The sequence below is a fragment of the Phormidium sp. FACHB-1136 genome (genome assembly GCF_014697375.1).
Taxonomy (GTDB): domain Bacteria; phylum Cyanobacteriota; class Cyanobacteriia; order Phormidesmidales; family Phormidesmidaceae; genus Nodosilinea.
Window position 1 is genome coordinate 50,922 of the sequence record NZ_JACJRS010000019.1, and the last position, 18,454, is coordinate 69,375.

At 59.3% G+C, this 18,454-nt stretch carries 7 protein-coding genes; 3 read left to right on the plus strand and 4 right to left on the minus strand.

The genetic code is table 11. The features are described from left to right. Positions 1 to 82 precede the first annotated feature (82 nt). Positions 83 to 5,650: a hypothetical protein gene (locus H6G62_RS08140; protein WP_190493892.1), complete on the minus strand. Its 5,568-nt coding sequence runs from the start codon at positions 5,648 to 5,650 to the stop codon at positions 83 to 85. A gap of 349 nt (positions 5,651 to 5,999) precedes the next feature. Here H6G62_RS08140 and H6G62_RS08145 point away from each other — a divergent pair, with 349 nt between their 5' ends. The 3 genes from H6G62_RS08145 (at position 6,000) to cobT (ending at position 8,774) form a co-directional block, all read left to right on the plus strand. Continuing rightward, entirely contained in the window at positions 6,000 to 6,704 is a 705-nt protein-coding gene (locus tag H6G62_RS08145; RefSeq protein ID WP_190493894.1) for a Crp/Fnr family transcriptional regulator, read from the plus strand. A gap of 195 nt (positions 6,705 to 6,899) precedes the next feature. Next, the gene (locus H6G62_RS08150) at positions 6,900 to 7,520 is read left to right on the plus strand and encodes a DUF2232 domain-containing protein (protein ID WP_347239311.1); all 621 of its coding nucleotides are present in this window, start codon (positions 6,900 to 6,902) and stop codon (positions 7,518 to 7,520) included. Positions 7,521 to 7,637: 117 nt separating this feature from the next. Next, positions 7,638 to 8,774 carry a nicotinate mononucleotide-dependent phosphoribosyltransferase CobT gene (cobT, locus tag H6G62_RS08155; protein ID WP_190493898.1) on the plus strand — a complete coding sequence of 379 codons (1,137 nt, stop codon included), beginning with the start codon at positions 7,638 to 7,640 and terminating at the stop codon, positions 8,772 to 8,774. Between the two features lie 198 nt (positions 8,775 to 8,972). Here the strand turns inward: cobT and H6G62_RS08160 are convergent, their stop codons facing one another. The 3 genes from H6G62_RS08160 to H6G62_RS08170 form a co-directional block, all read right to left on the minus strand. Then, positions 8,973 to 11,213, minus strand: a complete 2,241-nt coding sequence (locus H6G62_RS08160) for a caspase family protein (RefSeq protein ID WP_190493899.1) — start codon at positions 11,211 to 11,213, stop codon at positions 8,973 to 8,975. Positions 11,214 to 11,306: 93 nt separating this feature from the next. Then, complete coding sequence (locus H6G62_RS08165) at positions 11,307 to 14,225, minus strand: CHAT domain-containing tetratricopeptide repeat protein (RefSeq protein WP_190493901.1); 2,919 nt, start codon at positions 14,223 to 14,225, stop codon at positions 11,307 to 11,309. 311 nt (positions 14,226 to 14,536) lie between these two features. Next, complete coding sequence (locus H6G62_RS08170) at positions 14,537 to 17,722, minus strand: CHAT domain-containing protein (protein ID WP_190493903.1); 3,186 nt, start codon at positions 17,720 to 17,722, stop codon at positions 14,537 to 14,539. Between the last annotated feature and the right edge of the window lie 732 nt (positions 17,723 to 18,454).

The following is an 18,454-nucleotide window of genomic DNA, read 5'->3' on the forward strand; positions in this document are numbered from 1 at the left end:
ACCATCTAGTCTCTAGGGTAGACCAAACTAGACCCTTCATAATACCTGGGACGTGGGTAACCCAGGGCAAACCCGTCATCATTCACACGCTGAGGGTGGTGAGTTTGACCAGGAGCGGATCGACTAGGGTTTGTTGTTTGTCAGCCAGCAGTTGTTGGATGTAGGCCCGCAGCCCTTGGCTTTGCTGGGGATTGGGCACATACACCTGGGGGGTAGGGCGGCTAAACAGGGGAGCCATGCCCAGCCGTTTGAGGGCCGGATCTGCGCTAGGAATCAGCAAGGGGCTGGGGGTGGCGGTAGGGAGAAGGCCGGGGGGCAAACGTCCTTCTAGCAGGGCCATGAGGTGGGCTTCACATACCGATACATTGAGCCCCTGTTCCTGGAGCAGGTGGAGGATACCGCTGAGGGGCAGGGGTTGATCCGTACAGGTGCGCAGCAGTTCCATCAGCAGAAACATATCGCTGTACTGGTGGCGGTTGAGGTCGAGCACCTGGGGATAGCGGGCCAAATTCACCAGGCCATAGGCAACACGGCTGCAACTGGGGGGACGGTCGCTGTGGTAGGTGTCTTGGACGATGGTGGCGTTGGGGAACTTTTGCCGTAGCCAGCGGGCCATCTTGGGCAGTGATGCACTGCCGCCCGTACAAACCACCTGATGCACCGCCTGACTGGCCATGCCCACTTCGCTCAGCAGGCGATTGAGATGGCCGTTGATGCGCTGAATGTAGGGCAGGATGATTCGGTCTTCTAGATCCTTGCTGCGCACCACCCAGTGTTGATCGGCTAAATCAAGCTCAAATTGGGACTGGTGCTGGAGGATGATTTTGAGGTGGCGGGCCGCATCTAAAACGCTCTGCCCCAACGCCGAGGATTCTAGCCGCTGCCAGATCCGTTGCCGACGGGCGAGGTCGGGTTCGGCGGGGCGGGGTAGATCTAGGTCATCCAGGCGTAGGTCGGCCCAGTGGGCATTCTCCAATTCTGGCACCTCTGCCTGCCAGCCCCAGCCATTGGCCCCAGTGGATTGACGGGCGGGCGGGCGGGCGCGAGGCTGCCGACGGTCGGCGGGGTGCAGCAGTTGGCAGACGATATCGAGGTCAATGGCATCCCCAGCATAGGCGAGGGAATGGAGAGCAAAATCTTCGTAACTCAGGTTAGCCAAGGGTTCTGGGATATTGACGAGGCCCACTTCGGTGACGGTGGATCCGGCGGAAATCACCACGGTGCCCCCTGTCCACTGACAGGCGTAGAGGGTTTGCTGTTGGATGGGCTGGCTTTGGCCCTGGGGCACGGGGGTGGCGGGATCGGGCAGGCCCGACAACACCGCCGCAATGGCATCCTCAATGAAGTACACATCATCGGCACTAGCCACCAGCCCTGCCCCTAGCACCGCTTCTCTGAGGTTAAAGGTGTAGGTGTCGGGCCAGTTGGCGGGGTAGCTCACCACCACTCCGGCTAACTGCCCTAGGGCTTGGGCAATGGCCTCGGCCTTCAGCCCCACAGCCCCTAAGGTAAAGGACGCCTCGCGCTGGAGAGCCTGGGGTAGGGTGGCCAAGAGCCCCTGCAAACTGTCTTGAAACGCCTTTAGGGGGAGTCGGGTAGCCTCCGACCACTGGATTTGTGGCTGGGAGGTGGCCCCACAACCGAAGGGAATGCCAAGGCGCAAAAACGGCTTCAGATTTTTGAGCGTTACCGTACTATCGTCGGGGTCACCCTCGCTCCAGGTGACGGTGAGAGCCGATGATCCAACGGACTGCACTTGGTAATCGCCGCTAGCCGCCACCCGCACCAACCCCAAGGTTGGCAAGCGGAAAAACTTATCGGCGGTGGCCCCAGAAATGCCATTATCCACCCAATAGAGCGGGTGTACCTGGCCGCTGTATCGTTCTAGCAGCACCGCCGATAGTCCCGTGGTGCCCAAATCTAGCCCTAAAAACCACAGGGATTCTGGGTCACGCCGAACGGGGGGCGGTGGTGGAGGCTCGGCGGGGGGCAGGGGTTCCGCCAGCAGGGCTTCCAGGTTGGCCAAGTCAGCCTCGTCTAGGGCGGAACCCCCTGAGGAGATCGGCGGGAAGACGGGTTGTCCAGGCGTTGGGGAGGCCAGGGGAACGGTCTGCGTGGGGGTGGCCCGATCCGTCAAGACTTCATCGACAAGATCCTGCGCCACATCGCCCGTTAAACTGGCAATCCGGTCTTGATCCAGGGAGCCCAAGATGCTGTCTAGGCTCATTTCCCGGTGCCAGTCACTATCTCCATTCACCGTCATGTCTGGCGTCATATCTGGCGGCCCAGAGGACATCGCACCCTCGTTACCTAGGGACGCTAGGGAAATATCGGGAGAAATTTCGTTACCTAGGGATGTTAGGGAGATATCGGGAGAGACTTCGGCGGCGGCAGGTTCCGGTTCCAGCGCTCCCGTATCGCCTAGGCTCAAATCCAGGTCATCCAGGGTAATCGAGAAATCAAAGGGGTCGGTAGCGGCGGATGGTGGACTAGGATCTGGATCCGAACCCCCAAAATCTACCCCCCACGCCGCTAGGGAGTCGTCACCCGGACGAGCGGATCCAGCGTTGCCTAGGGATGGTTCTGAAACGGCAAACTCTTCCAAGGTTGGCCCAGACGTGCCGAAGTCCTCCAAGGTTGGCCCAGACACAGGGAACTCATCCAAAGTCGGTTCGGTAGTCCCGAAGTCCTCCAAGGTTGGCCCAGACGTGCCAAAGTCCTCCACCGTTGGCCCAGATATGGCAAACTTCTCCAGGGTTGGCTCGGTAACCCCAAAGTCCCCCAGGGTTGGCCCAGACGTGCCAAAGTCCTCTAGCGTTGGCCCAGCTATGGTTGGGGCCGTTGGCGCAGGCTCCTGGGGTGCGGATGATTCCCCCCAACCCAGGCTATCCAAGCTATCCCCCTCTAAGCTGAACGACAGATCGGGGACTTCCACGCTGGGCTGAATCGGCGGGGTGGGCAGGGAGGCGGGGGAATCTTGGTCGGTCTCCGGGCCACCGAAATCTCCAAACACGTCCTCGGCGGTTACGGCCTGCGTTTCCGGCTCTGGCAGGGGGAAGCGAGGATCAAGGCGAATATCGCCAATTAAGTTTTCTAGGCTGAGGGATGGATCCGATACCTCAGGAGCAGCGGTGGGCGGGGTCGGTGGCCCCTCACCAAACAGGTCAAGTCCGACATCGGAGGGCATCGGATCCACGGTGGGGTCTGACGCTGAGTCCGTCGCGAACTCGCCTAGGGCATCCAGGGTCAAGCCCGCATCTGGGGGGTCTGGCTCCGTTGGCCCCAAGGTCAGGTCTAAGTCCGACAGAATCATCGATAGGCTATCCGCCGTACTTAGGCCCGGATCGATGGGCGGGCGAGCCGGAACACTGGGGGGATCGGGCAGGAGCCTGGGGGCTAAATCGCCAAACAGGTCATTGCCCAAGGTCTTGCTCAGGTCTTGAATCGGATCACGACCAAGATTCTGATTCAGGTCGTCACCCAGGTCGCCGCCCAGGTCGCCGCCCAGGTCGTCGCCAAAGTCGCCAAACACATCCGCCGCCGTTAACTCTGGGCTGGTGGAGGCATCGACCGGGAAGGAGGGCTCTGGGGGCGTGGGGGGGGGAAATTCCGTCGCAAAGCCGCTAAACAGCTCCCCGGTGATCAGGCCGGAGCGACCTACGGGCGGTTCTAACGGCTCCGCTGGAGAGACATCTCCAAACCCATCCACCGCCTCGAAGCCCTGGACATCAGCGACATCCTGAACATCAGCGGCGATATCGCCAAATAAATCCTCGGCGTCGGTGGGCAAATCGTCTACGGGGGTATCCTCCATGGCCACCTGCTGCGCCCACTGATCCACCCGTGTAGACCAGTCCACCTCGTCCTCCACGGGGGCATTGAGAGCCTCTGGCAACCCCTCCCTTGGGGCGTCTACCGGAACTGGAAGCATTGTGGACTCCAAGGTTTCTAAGTCCTCGGAGAGGGTGCTGATGACCTCGCTATTGAGGGGTAAGGCGTAGCTATCGGCCTGGATAGACTCGGCGGCGGTGAGGAGGTCTTCGTCCTCTGGAGCCTGAATTTGCTGGCTGGGGTTCAGCAGAATATCCAGGGCATCCAGTTCGGTGGAGGCCCCTGATCCATCGGGCAAGAGTTCATCGAGGGAGGCAATGGTGGCGACGGCGGGAGCTGGGCTGGGGATAGACTCTGCCAGGGTGCCCTCCACCAGTTGGGTTAGGCCATCGGCGGGGGGGGCAACCTCGACAGCCTCAGCCTCCCCCAGGTCTTGGGGGCCATCATCGGCTAGGGATCCCCAGTCCTGGCTGTCGGGTGGGGGTGGGATAAACCCGAGCGGAGCCTCTGGCCGATCTAGGGGGCCAGTCGTCCTCGGTTGCCCCTGGGGCGGGCGAAGCGCACTATCGCCAAACAGGGTTTGGTAGAGATCATCAATCTCCTCGGCGTCCTCGGTTTCGTCTTCAGCGTCCTCTGGTACGGCATCGACTTCGGCTTCTGGGGCCACCGGAACCGACACCGACGCGCTGGGATCGGAATCGGCTAGGTTAAGCTGGCCCAGAATTTGCAGCGGCTCCAGGAAACGAGTGGGCTCGTCCTCGGCCTCTAGGCTAGGTGTCGGCGCGGCCTCATCCCCATCGAGGCGCAACTGCGAAATTTCCTCGTCAATTTGTAGCAGCGTGACTTCATCGTCGTCAAAGTCAATGTCGAGATCGAGCCCCTCTAGGTCGAATTCCTCTTCTTCGCTGGCCAAGACCTCTGGCGATGGGGGCGGCGTCACGACTTCGGCCACGGGCAGTTCGGGGGGGGCCGTGCGTCCCGGCGACTCTAGATAGGCTAGGGCTTCCTGGTTCATGCGCTGGGCCACATGGTTCACCAAGGCGCTGAACATCATTTCGCCCTGCTGCCCCAGGGTGTGCATTTTGTTGAGCCCCTGGTTGAGGGAATCTTGGTAGCTGTAAACGCTCTGTTGCAGGGCATCGAACACCGCCCGCAGGGATAGGTCTAGGTTGCGGATTAAGTCGTCGGTTTGGGCCTGAATTTGCTGGAGATAGGCCAAGCGCTGGGCCGGGGAGAGTTCCCCCAACCCCTCGGCGATGGACGGATCATCGGGGGCCGATTGGCTGAGCAGATAGTTGTTGGATACCGAGGTTTCTAGGCGACGCACCGCCTGTTCTACCTGCCCCGCCAGATGGGCATCGAGGTGTTGGGTCAGATCCGCCAAGGTTCTCTCCCACAGCCCTGGGGAGAGGAGGGGGTTCCCCTGGGCGGCTTCTAGGCGCTGCTGCTGAAGCTGTTGCACCTCCAACAACAGGGTTTCGCGCTGTTGGCGCAGGGCCGATACTTCGTTTTGCAGTGGGGTTAAAATCTGTAGGGTTTGCCCCCGTAGGTACTGCATTTCCTGGAGCAAGGCATTCAGCACTTGGCTCGCCGCCTGACTGGTGGCATCCCCAGGCAGACCAGCGGCCCCAGCGGGCAAGCTATCCATACCCTGAGGATCGGCCTGCATTTGGGCTAGGCAAGCCCTCGCCTTCGCTAAAAGCTGGCGTTGCTGCTGGGTGGCGCTCGACATCACCCAGGGCAGCTTTGGTGCAGCCTCCCCCAAGGTTGCGTCAATCTCAGCAATTAAGGCTTCTAATTGTTGCCGCTGCACAGTCACGTCCCTAATCCCTTACTTCCCCAAGTATTGCCAAAGTGTATGCCAGACGGTCTGAAAAATCACCTTTCCGCCCGATACATTAAGTTCGATGTCTTCCTAACCCCCAGGCCCGCTAGGGCGTGAAATGGTATACTGAGTTCCCCGGTTTGAAGCAAGTTGGAGCAAGGCTAAGGGGTAACCATGACACACCATCCCAGCTTGACCCATGCCTCGGTCGGCGTTCATCCTCGTTAGACCATCCTCTGGTGATACCATCCCATCGAGCTCTGGCTGTAGCATAGCGATAGTGAAGCCTCGGCTAGCGATTTTTGTTACCAGACTAGACAATTTTTTAGCGTTGGAGTAGTCAATGGATGCTCGCCACGGTCATCGGGATCCTCAGATTGATCTCCAGCTCGTTCGTTCGGCGCTGATATTCAAAGATTTGCCCGAAGACGCAGTGATTCAGGCCACTAGCCATGTGGTATCGCGTAGCCATCCCGCCAATCAGGTGATTTTGCTCGAAAATGACTGGGGCAGCTCGGTCTACTTCATTCTCGACGGCTGGGTAAAAATTCGCACCTACAACCTAGACGGCAAAGAGGTCACCCTCAACATTCTGGGCCGGGGGGAACTGTTTGGGGAAATGGCCCCCCTTGATGAGGTGCCCCGATCCACTGACGTGATTACCCTCGTTCCTACGGTGATTGGCAGTGTGCCCGCCAGCGATTTTGTGCATCTGCTGAACACCCAACCCCTGGCTGGAATTCGGCTCTCCCAGCTCATGGCCCGACGGCTGCGCCAGGTGAACCGACGGCTGCGGCTGCGGGAGTCGGACAGCACCTCGCGGGTGGCGGATATCATTTTGTTTCTAGCCGATGGCCAGGGCAAAAGTGGCCAGGGCGGCCTCGAAATTCCCAACCTGCCCCACCGCGAACTCAGCAGCCTCAGTGGCCTTGCCCGCGAGACGGTAACCCGCGTCCTCAGTAAGCTAGAAAAGAAAGGGCTGATCGTTCGGGATAAAGACCTCATGGTCATTCCAGATATCAACGCCCTGGAAAAGCTGCTCGTCTAGGTATCCATGAGTTCTTCCGTGCCCCATTCCGCTGACCCCAACGGCCCACCCTCCGCCTCATCCGCAGGATCTTCGTCAGAGTCTGAGGCCAATTTCGACGATCTCGACACCTACCTGGACTACCGTGCCGCCGCCAGCGACACCGGATCCTGGCGACCCCCCACCGACCATCGCCGCAAGGCTGGCCCCCTGGTGATGGTAGAAACCGCCTTTTTGGCCAGCACCGCCGCCCTGATTTGGCTGGTAAACACCTACTTTCCCCCCGGCCCCATTCTGCGGATTTTGTTCCCGTTGCCCATGGCCTTGGTCTATCTGCGCTGGGGGCCGAGGGCAGCCTGGATGTCGGCCCTGGTGTCGGGGCTGCTGCTGTCGGTGCTGATGGGGCCACCCCGGAGTCTGTTGTTTTTGATGCCCTACGCCATCATGGGGGTGCAGTTGGGCTTTACCTGGGTGCGGGGAGCCAATTGGTATATCTCCATTGCAGCGGGGACATTTCTGGGTAGCCTGGGCTTTTTCTTTCGCCTGTGGCTGATGTCGGTGCTGATTGGCGAAGACCTCTGGGTCTACCTCACCACCCAAGTCACCCAAATGCTGAACTGGGGGTTAGAGAAGCTGGTGAATTTCGGCATCCTAGACATCGGTGTCTTAGGGCAAGCCAACGTGGAAGCCATCCAAATCCTCGCCCTGGTGATGGTGTTGCTCAGCAATGTGGTGTATCTGTTCACCGTTCACCTGGCGGCTTGGCTGTTGTTAGAACGTCTGGGAGCCAAAATCCCCGAACCACCCGCCTGGGTACAAGACCTCCTGGCCGATTAACCTCCAGATCCCAGGGTTCGTAGATTCCAATGCGCTCCGTCCAGCCACGGGAGAACCCTGGGATCTTTATGAACAGAGGAGATTTTTCACATCGTATCGACGCAGTAGGCAACACCGATGATTACCGTCCACAGCGACCCCCAGCGGGCAACCCCGTGGCTTCAGCGGGTGCAGGGGCAACGTCCGGCCCTGGCCCTGGTGCTGGGCTTCACCGAAACAGGGCTGATTCCCGGCATTTCCGCCGCTGGGGCCACCCCGACGGATCGCCGCACCACCGCCCTTGCCGATGCCGAATGGATGGTGAACGGCCCCCAACCGCAGCCCACTTTTCCCCTCCCACCCCTCCAGGCAGGCGCGTCTCCAGCTCTGATTTCGCGGGCGGTGATTGCGGGGCAGGATATTCCCCTCACCGTGTTTAACGCTGGACTGTCCCAAGCCCCCACCGTGGCCTATGTCGATCTACAAGGACAGCCTGCCCAATGCCTCACCACAGGCCAAGCTCTGCCCCTGGCGACCGTCAAACACCTGTTCCAATCGGGGCTGCACTGGGGCGAAACCCTGGCGGCTGACGCCACTACGGACTATCTACTGCTGGCGGAATGCGTCGTTGGCGGCACCACCACCGCCCTCGCCCTGCTCCAAGGACTTGGCCTCGACGCCATGGATCGAGTCAACAGCAGCCACCCCATCTGTAACCACGATCAAAAACGGGAGATTGTCCGACAAGGACTGGCCCAAGCCCGTCAGCACTGGGATGGAACATCACCTCACCCGCTAGAGGTCGTCGCGGCACTAGGCGATCCCATGCAGCCCGTTGTGGCGGGGATGGCCCTCGCGGCTAGCCGCACCCAGCCCGTGATGTTGGCCGGAGGCACCCAAATGCTGGCGGTCTATGCCCTGATGGCGGCCTTGGCCCAGGTTGATCACTTGCCCTGGCATCCCGAAAATATCGTCGTTGGCACCACCCGCTGGGTCGCCACAGATCCCACCGGGGATACCGTGGGCTTGGCTCAGGCTATGGATGCCTGTCTGCTGGCGACGGATTTATCCTTGACCAACTCCCGATTCGCCGCCCTACGTGCCTACGAACAGGGCTTTGTCAAAGAAGGGGTGGGGGCCGGAGCCTGCGCCATTGCCGCCACGCTGTATCAGAATTGGGGGCAGGCCGAACTCCTGGCCGCCATTGAACAGGAACTCACCCAAAAGGTTGAACTTGAAGCTCAGGCACGATTGCCAGAAGAAGAAACAGGTTAGCAGATCGGCCCAGGCCACACTGAAGGATCAATGGTCAGGGAAGGATGCCTTGGCGTAGTCCTCCCGCTCTTCGGCAAGGGCGATGCTGTAGGCACCCTTTAGGACATCGACAGCATCGTGAAGCAAGCTCAAACGAACCGGATGTAGGATCAGAGAAAATCGGAATGGTTTTTTAGAGCGCCATCCTCTGGAAGAGGATTAGCCAGGGGCAACAATTTCAAACAGTAGGGAGAGGGCGGCGACGGCATTGGCCTCCAGGCGGCGTGGCCCGGAGGGTGGGGGGCTATCGTTACCGCTGCGGCGACTGTCGAGGGTGCTGAACATATCCTGCATGATATCCGGGGCCTGGGCCGATTCGTCGGCGCTGCGCAGGGTAGAGGCCACGCGGCGCAAGGCGTTCAAGGTGCTCTGGAGGGAGGTGGGGCTGGCGATCACCAGCAGTTGGGCAATGCCGAGGGGGGCTCTGGCTCGCAGCCTTTCGGACTTAGATGCTCCGGGATCAATACGATCTTGGTTAGCATTGTCGCTGGCACGGGGAAGCAGCACACCTACCTCCCCAGCGGCGTTGATGGCCAGCAGCCCCAGGTATAGGGGGATGGCTTCGTGGTTGGTAACGGTGATGGTGAGCTCCTGGTCTACCGTGATGGTCTGGATGCCCTGGGCGGTGAGCCGGGGGATGATGATGGCGCTGTCGTCACCGCCTCGGGTGGTGGTGCTGCTGCGCGATCCCTGGTATTCCACTGCGAGGCTGACGTTAATTTGGGAGGCGGTTTGGTTCACCATCAGGGCCAACATGCGCCCCACCAGCAGGGAGGTCAACTGGGGCTTCAGGCGAAGGCGGAGGGCATCGGCCAAACTTTCCCCAGGGGCACCAAAGGACTCCACCATCAGCGGTTCCTGGGTGGCCGAAAACAGGCCCACACTACCCACCACTGGGCGACGGGCCACCCCGCTTTGCACCATGCGCTGATCAATCTCGGCGGTGTAGCGGCCCAGGAGAACGTGGGGCGGCTTGGGGGCTTGGCCCGGTGCCACGGCCACCCATTCGACAAAGCGCAGATCGCTGACTTGGGCCGGGGCGCTGGCCTGTTCGGCGGCGGTGAGGGTGTCGTCTAGGCCCAGGCGCAGGGTGATATTAGCCGGAATACCCCGCACCTGCTCTTGCAACAGAGGGGTGGCGGGGGCCGCGCCTCGGGTGGTGTTCTGGGCAGGATTTGCGGGGATCACTTCCCCGGTGGCCCGCAATCCATCCCGACTGATGAGGCGCACGGTGGCGACGGGGTTGCCCTGGGCGTCGATCTGGGTGAATTCGGCCCCTTGGTCAAAGGCTTCTAAACTGCCGGGGTTCACCCCTCCCAGCCACAGGTTCACCCGGTCGCCAGATCTCGCCCCGGCATTGAGGATGACGGCTTCGGCAGCGGGGGCAACGGGAGCCCCATGGTAAATGGGATCTTGGGTGGATCGGGTGACACCCTGGGGATCGTACTCTGGGATTTGGCTGTGTTTCGTGAGGCTGGTGGTGCTGCGGGCCACCGCTGCAATGGTGGCCGATAGGGGCTGGGCTTCGTGCCAAAGGTGCTGGGTGAGTAGGCAGGTGAAGGCTCCGGCGGTGAAGCCCTCGAAGGGGTAGTCGGCGGATTGCTGGTTGGCCCTGGCCGATGCCGCCACAAAGCCCCCCCCCTGGCGCGACTCGATTTGTTCGATCAACTGCTGTGGCCCCCAGCCTAGGCGACTCAGCAGGGTTTGCTGAAACTCGCCCTCGGCCTGGGTGATGGGTGGGGCGGTGCCCGTGCGAGCCTCCAAATCGGTGACCTGGGAGCGCATAATCACGTTGCCCCGTTTGCCGCCCCCGGCATAGCAGCAGTCCAGCACTAGGGTGACGTTCTCGGTGGGGAGGGCCGCCCGCATTAGCAACAGCGTGTGGCCCAGAATGCCCTGCACCTCGCCGCCGCCGCCATCGCTGTCCACGGGCACCAGGGCGGTGTTGAGGCAACTGGCATCGATGCAATCCTGGTCGGCTTCGTCCAGCAGGGCACGCATCACGATATCTTCGTTTACCCTCACCCCATGGCCAGAGAAGTGCAGCACCACTACATCGTTGGGGCCAACGCTGTTGAGCAGATACTCGTTGTAGGCCCCTAGGATATTGGCGCGGGTGGCCTGGGCATCGGTGAGCACATGGATATCGACGGGGTTAAAGCCAAAGCGGTGGATCAACAACTGCCGCTGAAGCTCGACATCGGTGACGGGGCCGTAGAGGCGGTCGCGGGCGGGGTAGGCGTTGATGCCCACCAATAGCGCCACCTTGCGACGGGTATTCTGGGCCAGGGCGCGGCCATAGCCCTGGCTATAGCGCTCTAGATGGATCTGGCTGAGGCCAATGGCCCCCATGGCACCTAGGGTACCCTGCAAAAAATGGCGGCGGTTGAAATGAGTCATGAAACGTGCCTACGGCCTAAACAGTGTGGACAATGTAGTACTACCTGAGACAAGTTCTCTTCCTTTAGTAGACCCATGGTGTGGTTACAACATCTATTCCCCTAGGCCCATGAAGGTAAAGGCAGCCCAGTTGAGGGGGTCGGGGTGGGTTTGCAGGGTCTCTAGCATGGCCTGACGCAGGGCTTGGTCGCGGGTTTCCTCTAGCAGCAGGTGGCGATAGAAGGCCGTCATCAGTTGGGCCGTAGGGGCATCGGGCACCGCCCAAAGCGACACAATCACCGTGGGTGCCCCCGCCGCCATCAGGGATCGCGATAGGCCGATGACTCCATCTCCGGTAATGTCGCCCCGCCCGGTGTCGCAGGCGCTGAGCACCACCAGTTCGGCATTCAGTTTAATGGTTTCCAAAATTTCGGCAGAGGTGAGTAGGCCATCTTCGCCATCCCCTGGCGCAAGGGCAATGGCCCCAGGGATGTCCTGCGTCCCGCCGCCGCCATATTCCAGTAACCCATGGGTGGCCAGATGCACCACCATGGCCTCGCCCACACGTTGTTTGACGGCGGCTTCGGTGGCTTGGTCGCCAATTAGGGGTTCCGCCCGGTAGACATTGGCAATGGCCAACACCTCCTGTTCCGACCCCGGTAGCGGAGTCAGGGGCGTTGCGGAATTTCCCACCGTCGGCATGGTGGGGTTGCCGACCAGGAGCAGCCGTTGGGGGGTATAGGTGCTGCCAATCCGGCGAGGGGCACGTTGCTGGCGGCTGAGGGCTAGGGCTTGAATGGACGGGGCATTCAGAATCGTATGGCGTTCGATTAGGTATTGCCCCTCCTCGTTTTGTAGGGCGGCAAAGGGCACCAAAAACAGCGGCCCCTGGGGAATAAACACCACCCGATCCCTAGGGTTGGTGGGCAGCAGGTCGGCAATGGGGTCAATCAACAGTTGGTGCAGTTGGCGCAATTGGGCGCTGTGATCGACGGTGGTGGGTGCTGCCATGGCCAATTCAAAGCCCCGGCTGCGTACCCCCAGAGAGTCCCGACTGGTGCTGACCAATTCCGCCACATTGGCCGTGGCAGCGGTGAGGGACATCTTGCGAAAATCCATCTGGCCGCTGGGCTGCACCACCCAAATGTAGATACTGGGGCCATCCGGGCCAGTCTCCACCAGAGAATACTGCACCAGCACACTGCGTTCGGTGCGGGCAATGGCTTGAATGGCGGCAAGGTCGGGGGGTGTGGCGGTGAAGGGCTCTTGCTGTTGCTGGGATAGATTTTGGGCCAGCATGTCGATGAAGGCGCGGGCGCGACCCCGTTCGGAGGCTTCTAGGGCGGCTTCGGGCCGATTTTGCAGAATGTAGACCTGCTCTAGCCCCCGGTAGGCCCCCACCTGGCGGTCAAATAGGCTGACCTTGCTGGCATCGGCCTGCACTGTGCCACGCAGACTGTCGAATGCCGTCACGGCTTCGCCAAGGTAAGTCTCGGCCTCGTCGATGGCTTCCTGGTTCAAATATAGCCAGCCCAGGCTATTCAGGGCGCGGGCCTCCACCTCTCGCCCCCCAATCTCGCGGGCAATGGCTAACCCCTGCTGGTAGGCATCCAGGGCTGATTCGGGATCGTTTAAGCCTTGGTGGGCATCGCCCAATCCCAACAGAGCGAGGCTTTCCTCCCGTCGTAGACCAATTTCGCTGGCCATTTGTAATCCGGCTTGGTAGTCGCTCAATGCCTGGGCCTGATCTCCCCGTGCGATGGCCTCATCTCCCTGGCTCACAAACGCCCTCACCTCCCTAGCCCGACCGCCCATAGCCCGTGTTCTAGCTAGGGCACTACGCAGGGGGAAGATGATGTCTAGCTCTGCATAAAGGGCCGTGGCTTCCTGTTGGTAGCGATCCGCCTCATCCATTTGGCCTAGGCTGCGGTAGGTATTGCTAAGCCCCGCCAGACTAGCGGCGGTAATCAGACGCTCGTTATTTTGTAGGTAAGCTCTCTGCGCCACGACAGACATAAACTCGCCATCGCGCTCAATGCTATCCTGGTCACGCCCATGGGCTTCTATACTATTTAGCCATTCTGTACTCTCTGCAAAGTTATCAACGATCCGTAGCGCCTCTTCATAGGACTCAATGGCCTGTTGATAGTCGCCTAGATTGAGGTAAACATCGCCAGAACGCTGCGCGACCTCAGCTAGCCCTCCGGGTTCGTTGCCCAGGAGCGCCAGCGAATTCATGAACCAATTGTTGCCAAGGTTGAGGGCTTCTCGTGCTTGCGGGTAATTTCCTTGCAAGGCGTAGACATTGGCCATGCCTAAACGGCCCAAAATTCTTTTTGAGGCGACCCATCCAGCACTTCCCTCGGGAAGGAGGTACTCCGGCCTCCAGGCGGTTCTCCAATTAATGGTTAATCGTTCAATCAATTGGTTGTAGGTGTCGAGGGCCGCCTCATAGTCACCGGCGATGGCGTAACTGTCCCCCAGCCCAAGTAGAGCGGTCACTTCCCAATAGGCACGAAATCCAGAGAGGCTGGGATCGGGTCTAAGGTTACGGGCAATGGCAAGGATCTGTTGATACGTTTCAATGGCCTGCGGGTATTGCTCTGACGCCGCATACAGTTGGCTGAGGTCTCGCAAAACAATCATTTCAAGGCGATGGCCAAAGGGAGTACGGTCGTGGGTACGCCGAATACTTCTACCCTGGATCCACTCCAAGGTCAGTTGATAGCTGTTGATAGCTTGATCGTACTGACCTTGCCGTATAAAAGCATTCCGTAGACCCATCAAGCTCTTTAGGGTCTCCTCCTCATTATTCCAATCCCGTTGTTGATTGATGGCCAGGGCTTGTTGATAGTAGTCTATGGCGCTATCAAACTCACCCGCTGTATAAGCTTCGTAGCCCTGCTGCCTGAGGCGATCCGCATCGGCCTGCGACCCTGAGGCCAGGATGGGGGAGGAATGAGCATCGACAACGCCGAACGGAAACCCTGACTCGACTGGGGCTGGCCCAGCACCATGGGCCAACGTCTGCATAGGGCTGATAGTGGTTTGGTGGCTGGGTCGCCCTTCGCTTCCATTCTCTGACGTTCCTAGGGCAGAGGCGATGTCTGCTGAGAAGACCAAAAACGGCAAAGGTAGAGATAGAAAAAGCGTTGCGCGGAGATGCATAAGGAAAATTACTGAGAAAAATCCGGATAAGCGGCCAATCCTGCCCACTACATAATCGATTTTCCTCAAAAACGCAAGCGAACTTTTCAGGAAAAATTTACAATTCCGTTTTTTCTAGGCGACTATCCTGACTGACTTTCCGGGGCAACGGTGGCATCTTGCCTGAGTATTTGAGCCTAGAGCGGATTTCCAATCAAAATGAACGGTGCCCAGTAGTAGGGGTGGGCCAAGCCAGCGGAGGCCGCTTCCGGTGCGGCCAGTTCAAAGCCGCGACTTACCCCCAGGGTGGCCATGCGGTCATCCAGGTCGGCTTCTCCCTTTAGCAGACTGAGTTGGGCCTGACGCAGGGCTTCGGCTTTGGTCAAGTCGCCCGTGGCTAGGAGGGCATAGAAGCGCTGCATGAGGAGGCTGGTTCCGGCGTCGTCTACCTTCCAGAGGGTGGCCATGACGGTTTTGGCTTTGTTGGGGCCAAGGAAGTAGGAACTTACCCCGGCAATTTCCGTGCCGTCTAGGGCGGCTCCACCGAGGGCGGTTTGGCAGGCCGACAGTACCACCAAATGCAGGTTGCGGAACTGGGTATCGAGGGCACCAATGTCGGCCAGGGCAAGGCGCTCCCCGGTGCCCGATAGGATGTAGGATTCGCCCTGGGTGCTGGGCACAAATTCGGCGTGGGTGGCGATGTGCAGAATGTTGGCCCGCCGCACGTTTTGGCTCAGCGCCTCGAAGGTGAAGGCGTCATCCAAGAAAATTTGGCCGGGAAAGATGCCCTGGTCGGCATTGTCGGCGGCGCGAATGGTGGCCCGCAGTTCTTGCCCCACGTTGGGCAGGGGGCTAAAGCCGGGGATGGCCTGGGTTAATCCCAACCCTAGGGCCTGGGCCGAGGTGGCATCGCCTAGGCGGCCTTGGGTATCGGTGAGGGCGGCGGATAGGACGGTGGACAGGGTGTAGCGCTCTAGCAAATACTGGCTACCGTCGTGGAGCGCCGCCATGGGCAGGTAGCGGGTGGTGCGGTCTTGGGCAAAGATCAAGTGGCGAATGTTGTTTTTCTCCAGCTCGGCCTCCATGGGGGCAATCAGCCAACCATAGAGCTGTTGGGAAACCGCCTTAAACTCGCTGTAGGCCTGGGCATCCTGGTGTTCCAGCAGTTCCCGAAACCGCACCGCCGCCCGACTCAGTTCCGCCTGGGAAACGGGTACCTCCACACTGCCTGCCACGCCCCCGGTGGCCGTCCACAACAACCACAGGCGATCCTCTAGCACCACGGGGTAGATCAACACCGTACCGGGCTGGGCATTGACCAAGTCCAACGCATCGCTGGAGAGGCTGGCAGGGTCGTAGAAAACATTATCGTTGGCGCGGCCCTGGCGCACGGTTTGCTCAAAGCTGGCTACGGTTTGGTCAAACTGCCGCTCTAGGGCGATTTGCTGGTCGTAGAGGGTTTGGTCACAGTTGGGGTCGCAGGCGGCAATGGCCACACCCAGAGCAATTAGGCTCCCGTGGGATGCCACGATGGGTTGCTCGGCGGGGTCGTAGGTGAGGGTGCCGCCCGCATAACTGGCGCGGGTAAATTGCCGCAGTTCTTCGGCCTTCAACAGTTCCAACACCTGCTGAGCTTCGAGGATACGGCCTTGGTCGAGCAGCAGGTCGGCTAGGGTGCGGTAGGTCTCGGCCACCTTTTCGGTGTAGGAGTCTTGTAAGGCTTGATCGAGGTTGAAAGCGCGATTACCGGTGCGGATATCTTCGTAGACATTGACCGCTTTTTTAAAGAAGACCACCGCTAGCTCGTTTTGGGCCTTGGCTTGATAAAAGCGGCCTAGAGTGCTGAGGGCATTGGCCTCAATTTCACGCAAGCCGCTTTCTTGGGCGACGGCTAGGCTCTGATGATAACCGTATAGGGCGGAGTCCCCATCTCCCAATGCTTCATGGACGGAACCCAGGTTCAGCAAGGCCATGGGGATCTCCGTGAGCGTAGCCCAGTGGGGTAGTTGACTGGCAATGGCTAAGCCCTGCCCCAAGGCCTCTAGGGCTTGGGGGTATTGGCCTGTGTTGCGATAGATAGCCCCACGATGGATGAGGCTACGGGCTTCCAACGGAGCATCGTTAACCTCACGGGCAATGGCCAGACTTTGCTGAAGAAAATCCATCGCCTGAGAATGTTGTCCCAGGTTGTAATAGGCGCTTCCTAATCCGCCTAGGGCGTACCCTTCTGCCTGGCGATTCCCGATCTCGCGGGCAATGACTAGGCTTTGCTGAAAAATGCCAATGGCCTCCTGAGGTTGTCCAAGGTGGAGGTGTGTATTCCCTAGCCGGATGAGCGCCTCTCCTTCTCGGCGGCGATCCCCAAGCTCTTGGGCCACTGCAAGTCCCTGCCGAGCATCGTTGAGGGATGCCGCGTATAGCGCCATACCGGACGTAATCTCTTCGGCCATATCGGCGGCATCCACTGAGCCCACTTCACCCAAGAAACCAGGTTTTTGTTCTTCAATCAGGAGATTGTTTAAATTGGTCAAGTTTCTTTCTTCAAGGTCACGATCACCAATTTCTCGAGCAATGGCTAGGCTCTGTTGGTAAAAGTCAATCGCTTGGGAAAAGTCGGGGTTACCGGGCAAATAATTTTCATAATTTTCACGAAAGTGAATATCGCCGAAATTCGCCAGGGCCAAACCTTCCCCTTGCCGATCCCCAAGCTCACGGGCCATGGCTAGGCTTTGTTGAAGAAAATCCATGGATTGGGCCGTATCTCCTAAGGCGAGAGAGACTTGGCCTAGGTAGCTCAGGGTACGCCCTTCCTCCTGGCGATCCCCTAGGCCACGCACCACGGTCAGCCGCTGTTGATACCAGTCTAAGGCCCGCTGAGCATTGCCTCGTTCAGTCTCAAACTTCCCAAAATCGCCCAGAATATCGACTTCTCCCTGCCGATCTCCCAAGGCACGATGCAGATCTAGGGCCATTTGCCACGCCTGCAACGCCAAGTCAAACGCCTGGTCTCGAGTCTCGGTCGTGTATTGCGGATCGAGTCTCCAGACGTATCGATATGCATAGCCGATGCCGCGCAGGGTTTCCGCTTGCCCTAGGCGATCTCCAAGCGCTTGGTAAATCTCTAGAGCCGCCTGAAGCGACTGCAACGCCTCATCAAACTGGCCTGATTGGTGTTGCTGAAACCCCTGCTCATACAACCGATCCGCTTCGGCCTGTTGCGCTGCATCTGCAATTTCCTGGGCTTGGGCCTGGGCCGAGGGTAGCCCTGCTGCGTAGGAGGCCAGGGTTGCAGGGGGCATAGCCAGAGCCGCCAGCAGCAAGAGCCATTTCCATTTCAAATTCAAGTTCAACGGGGGGCGCATGGGCAAAACGCGAGGGGGCATCGCGGCAGAAGTGTCCTAGATGTAACCGATAGGGAGGGGCAGGACGACGTTACGTAAAATTCTTTTACCTTTAGCCGCCTTTCTACCCCAAATTCTGTTAGAGGCAACACCGTAGCAACAGCGGCGGCTCCGGAGGCTCACAAGGCCATCCTCAAAGCAGAGCGGTGTCTGCTGCATGTATCGGCCACTCGGGCCAAGCAGGGGGTATTTGTCACCTATCACGGGGAACCGAGCGAGTTGTTGCCCAATAGACCCAGCACGGTTCACCCCACAAGCCAAGTTATTAATATGAGCGACCCTTCGCCATAACTATGGCCTGACAACGGATTCACCCTGGCTAATGAAGTTGTGTCGTTCTCAGAGCGGAGAGGGCAAACTAGAGTAAGCCGTGCTTTTCATCTTCCTCAAGCTTTGGTTGCGCTAATGTCGGGACTTAACGAGGCTGATACCTGTAGGGCACCTCGAAAAATACTGAAGGCACTGTCTCACAATGAGACTCATGTCGAAATCTAGATTCCTGAAATATTTGCTAATAGCCCAATATTTGATCATTAGTATTTTGATTCTTAAAGAGATAGTCGATAGACACGAAAAGATGAGATCATAGACAGTATAAATTACTCACTTCTCATCAGGACTATGGGACAAAAAGGATTCTGGGACTTTGAGGAACGCCAGCAGGAATTGCTCAACAAAAATAAAACCTTAAAATATCTCAATGACATTATTCCT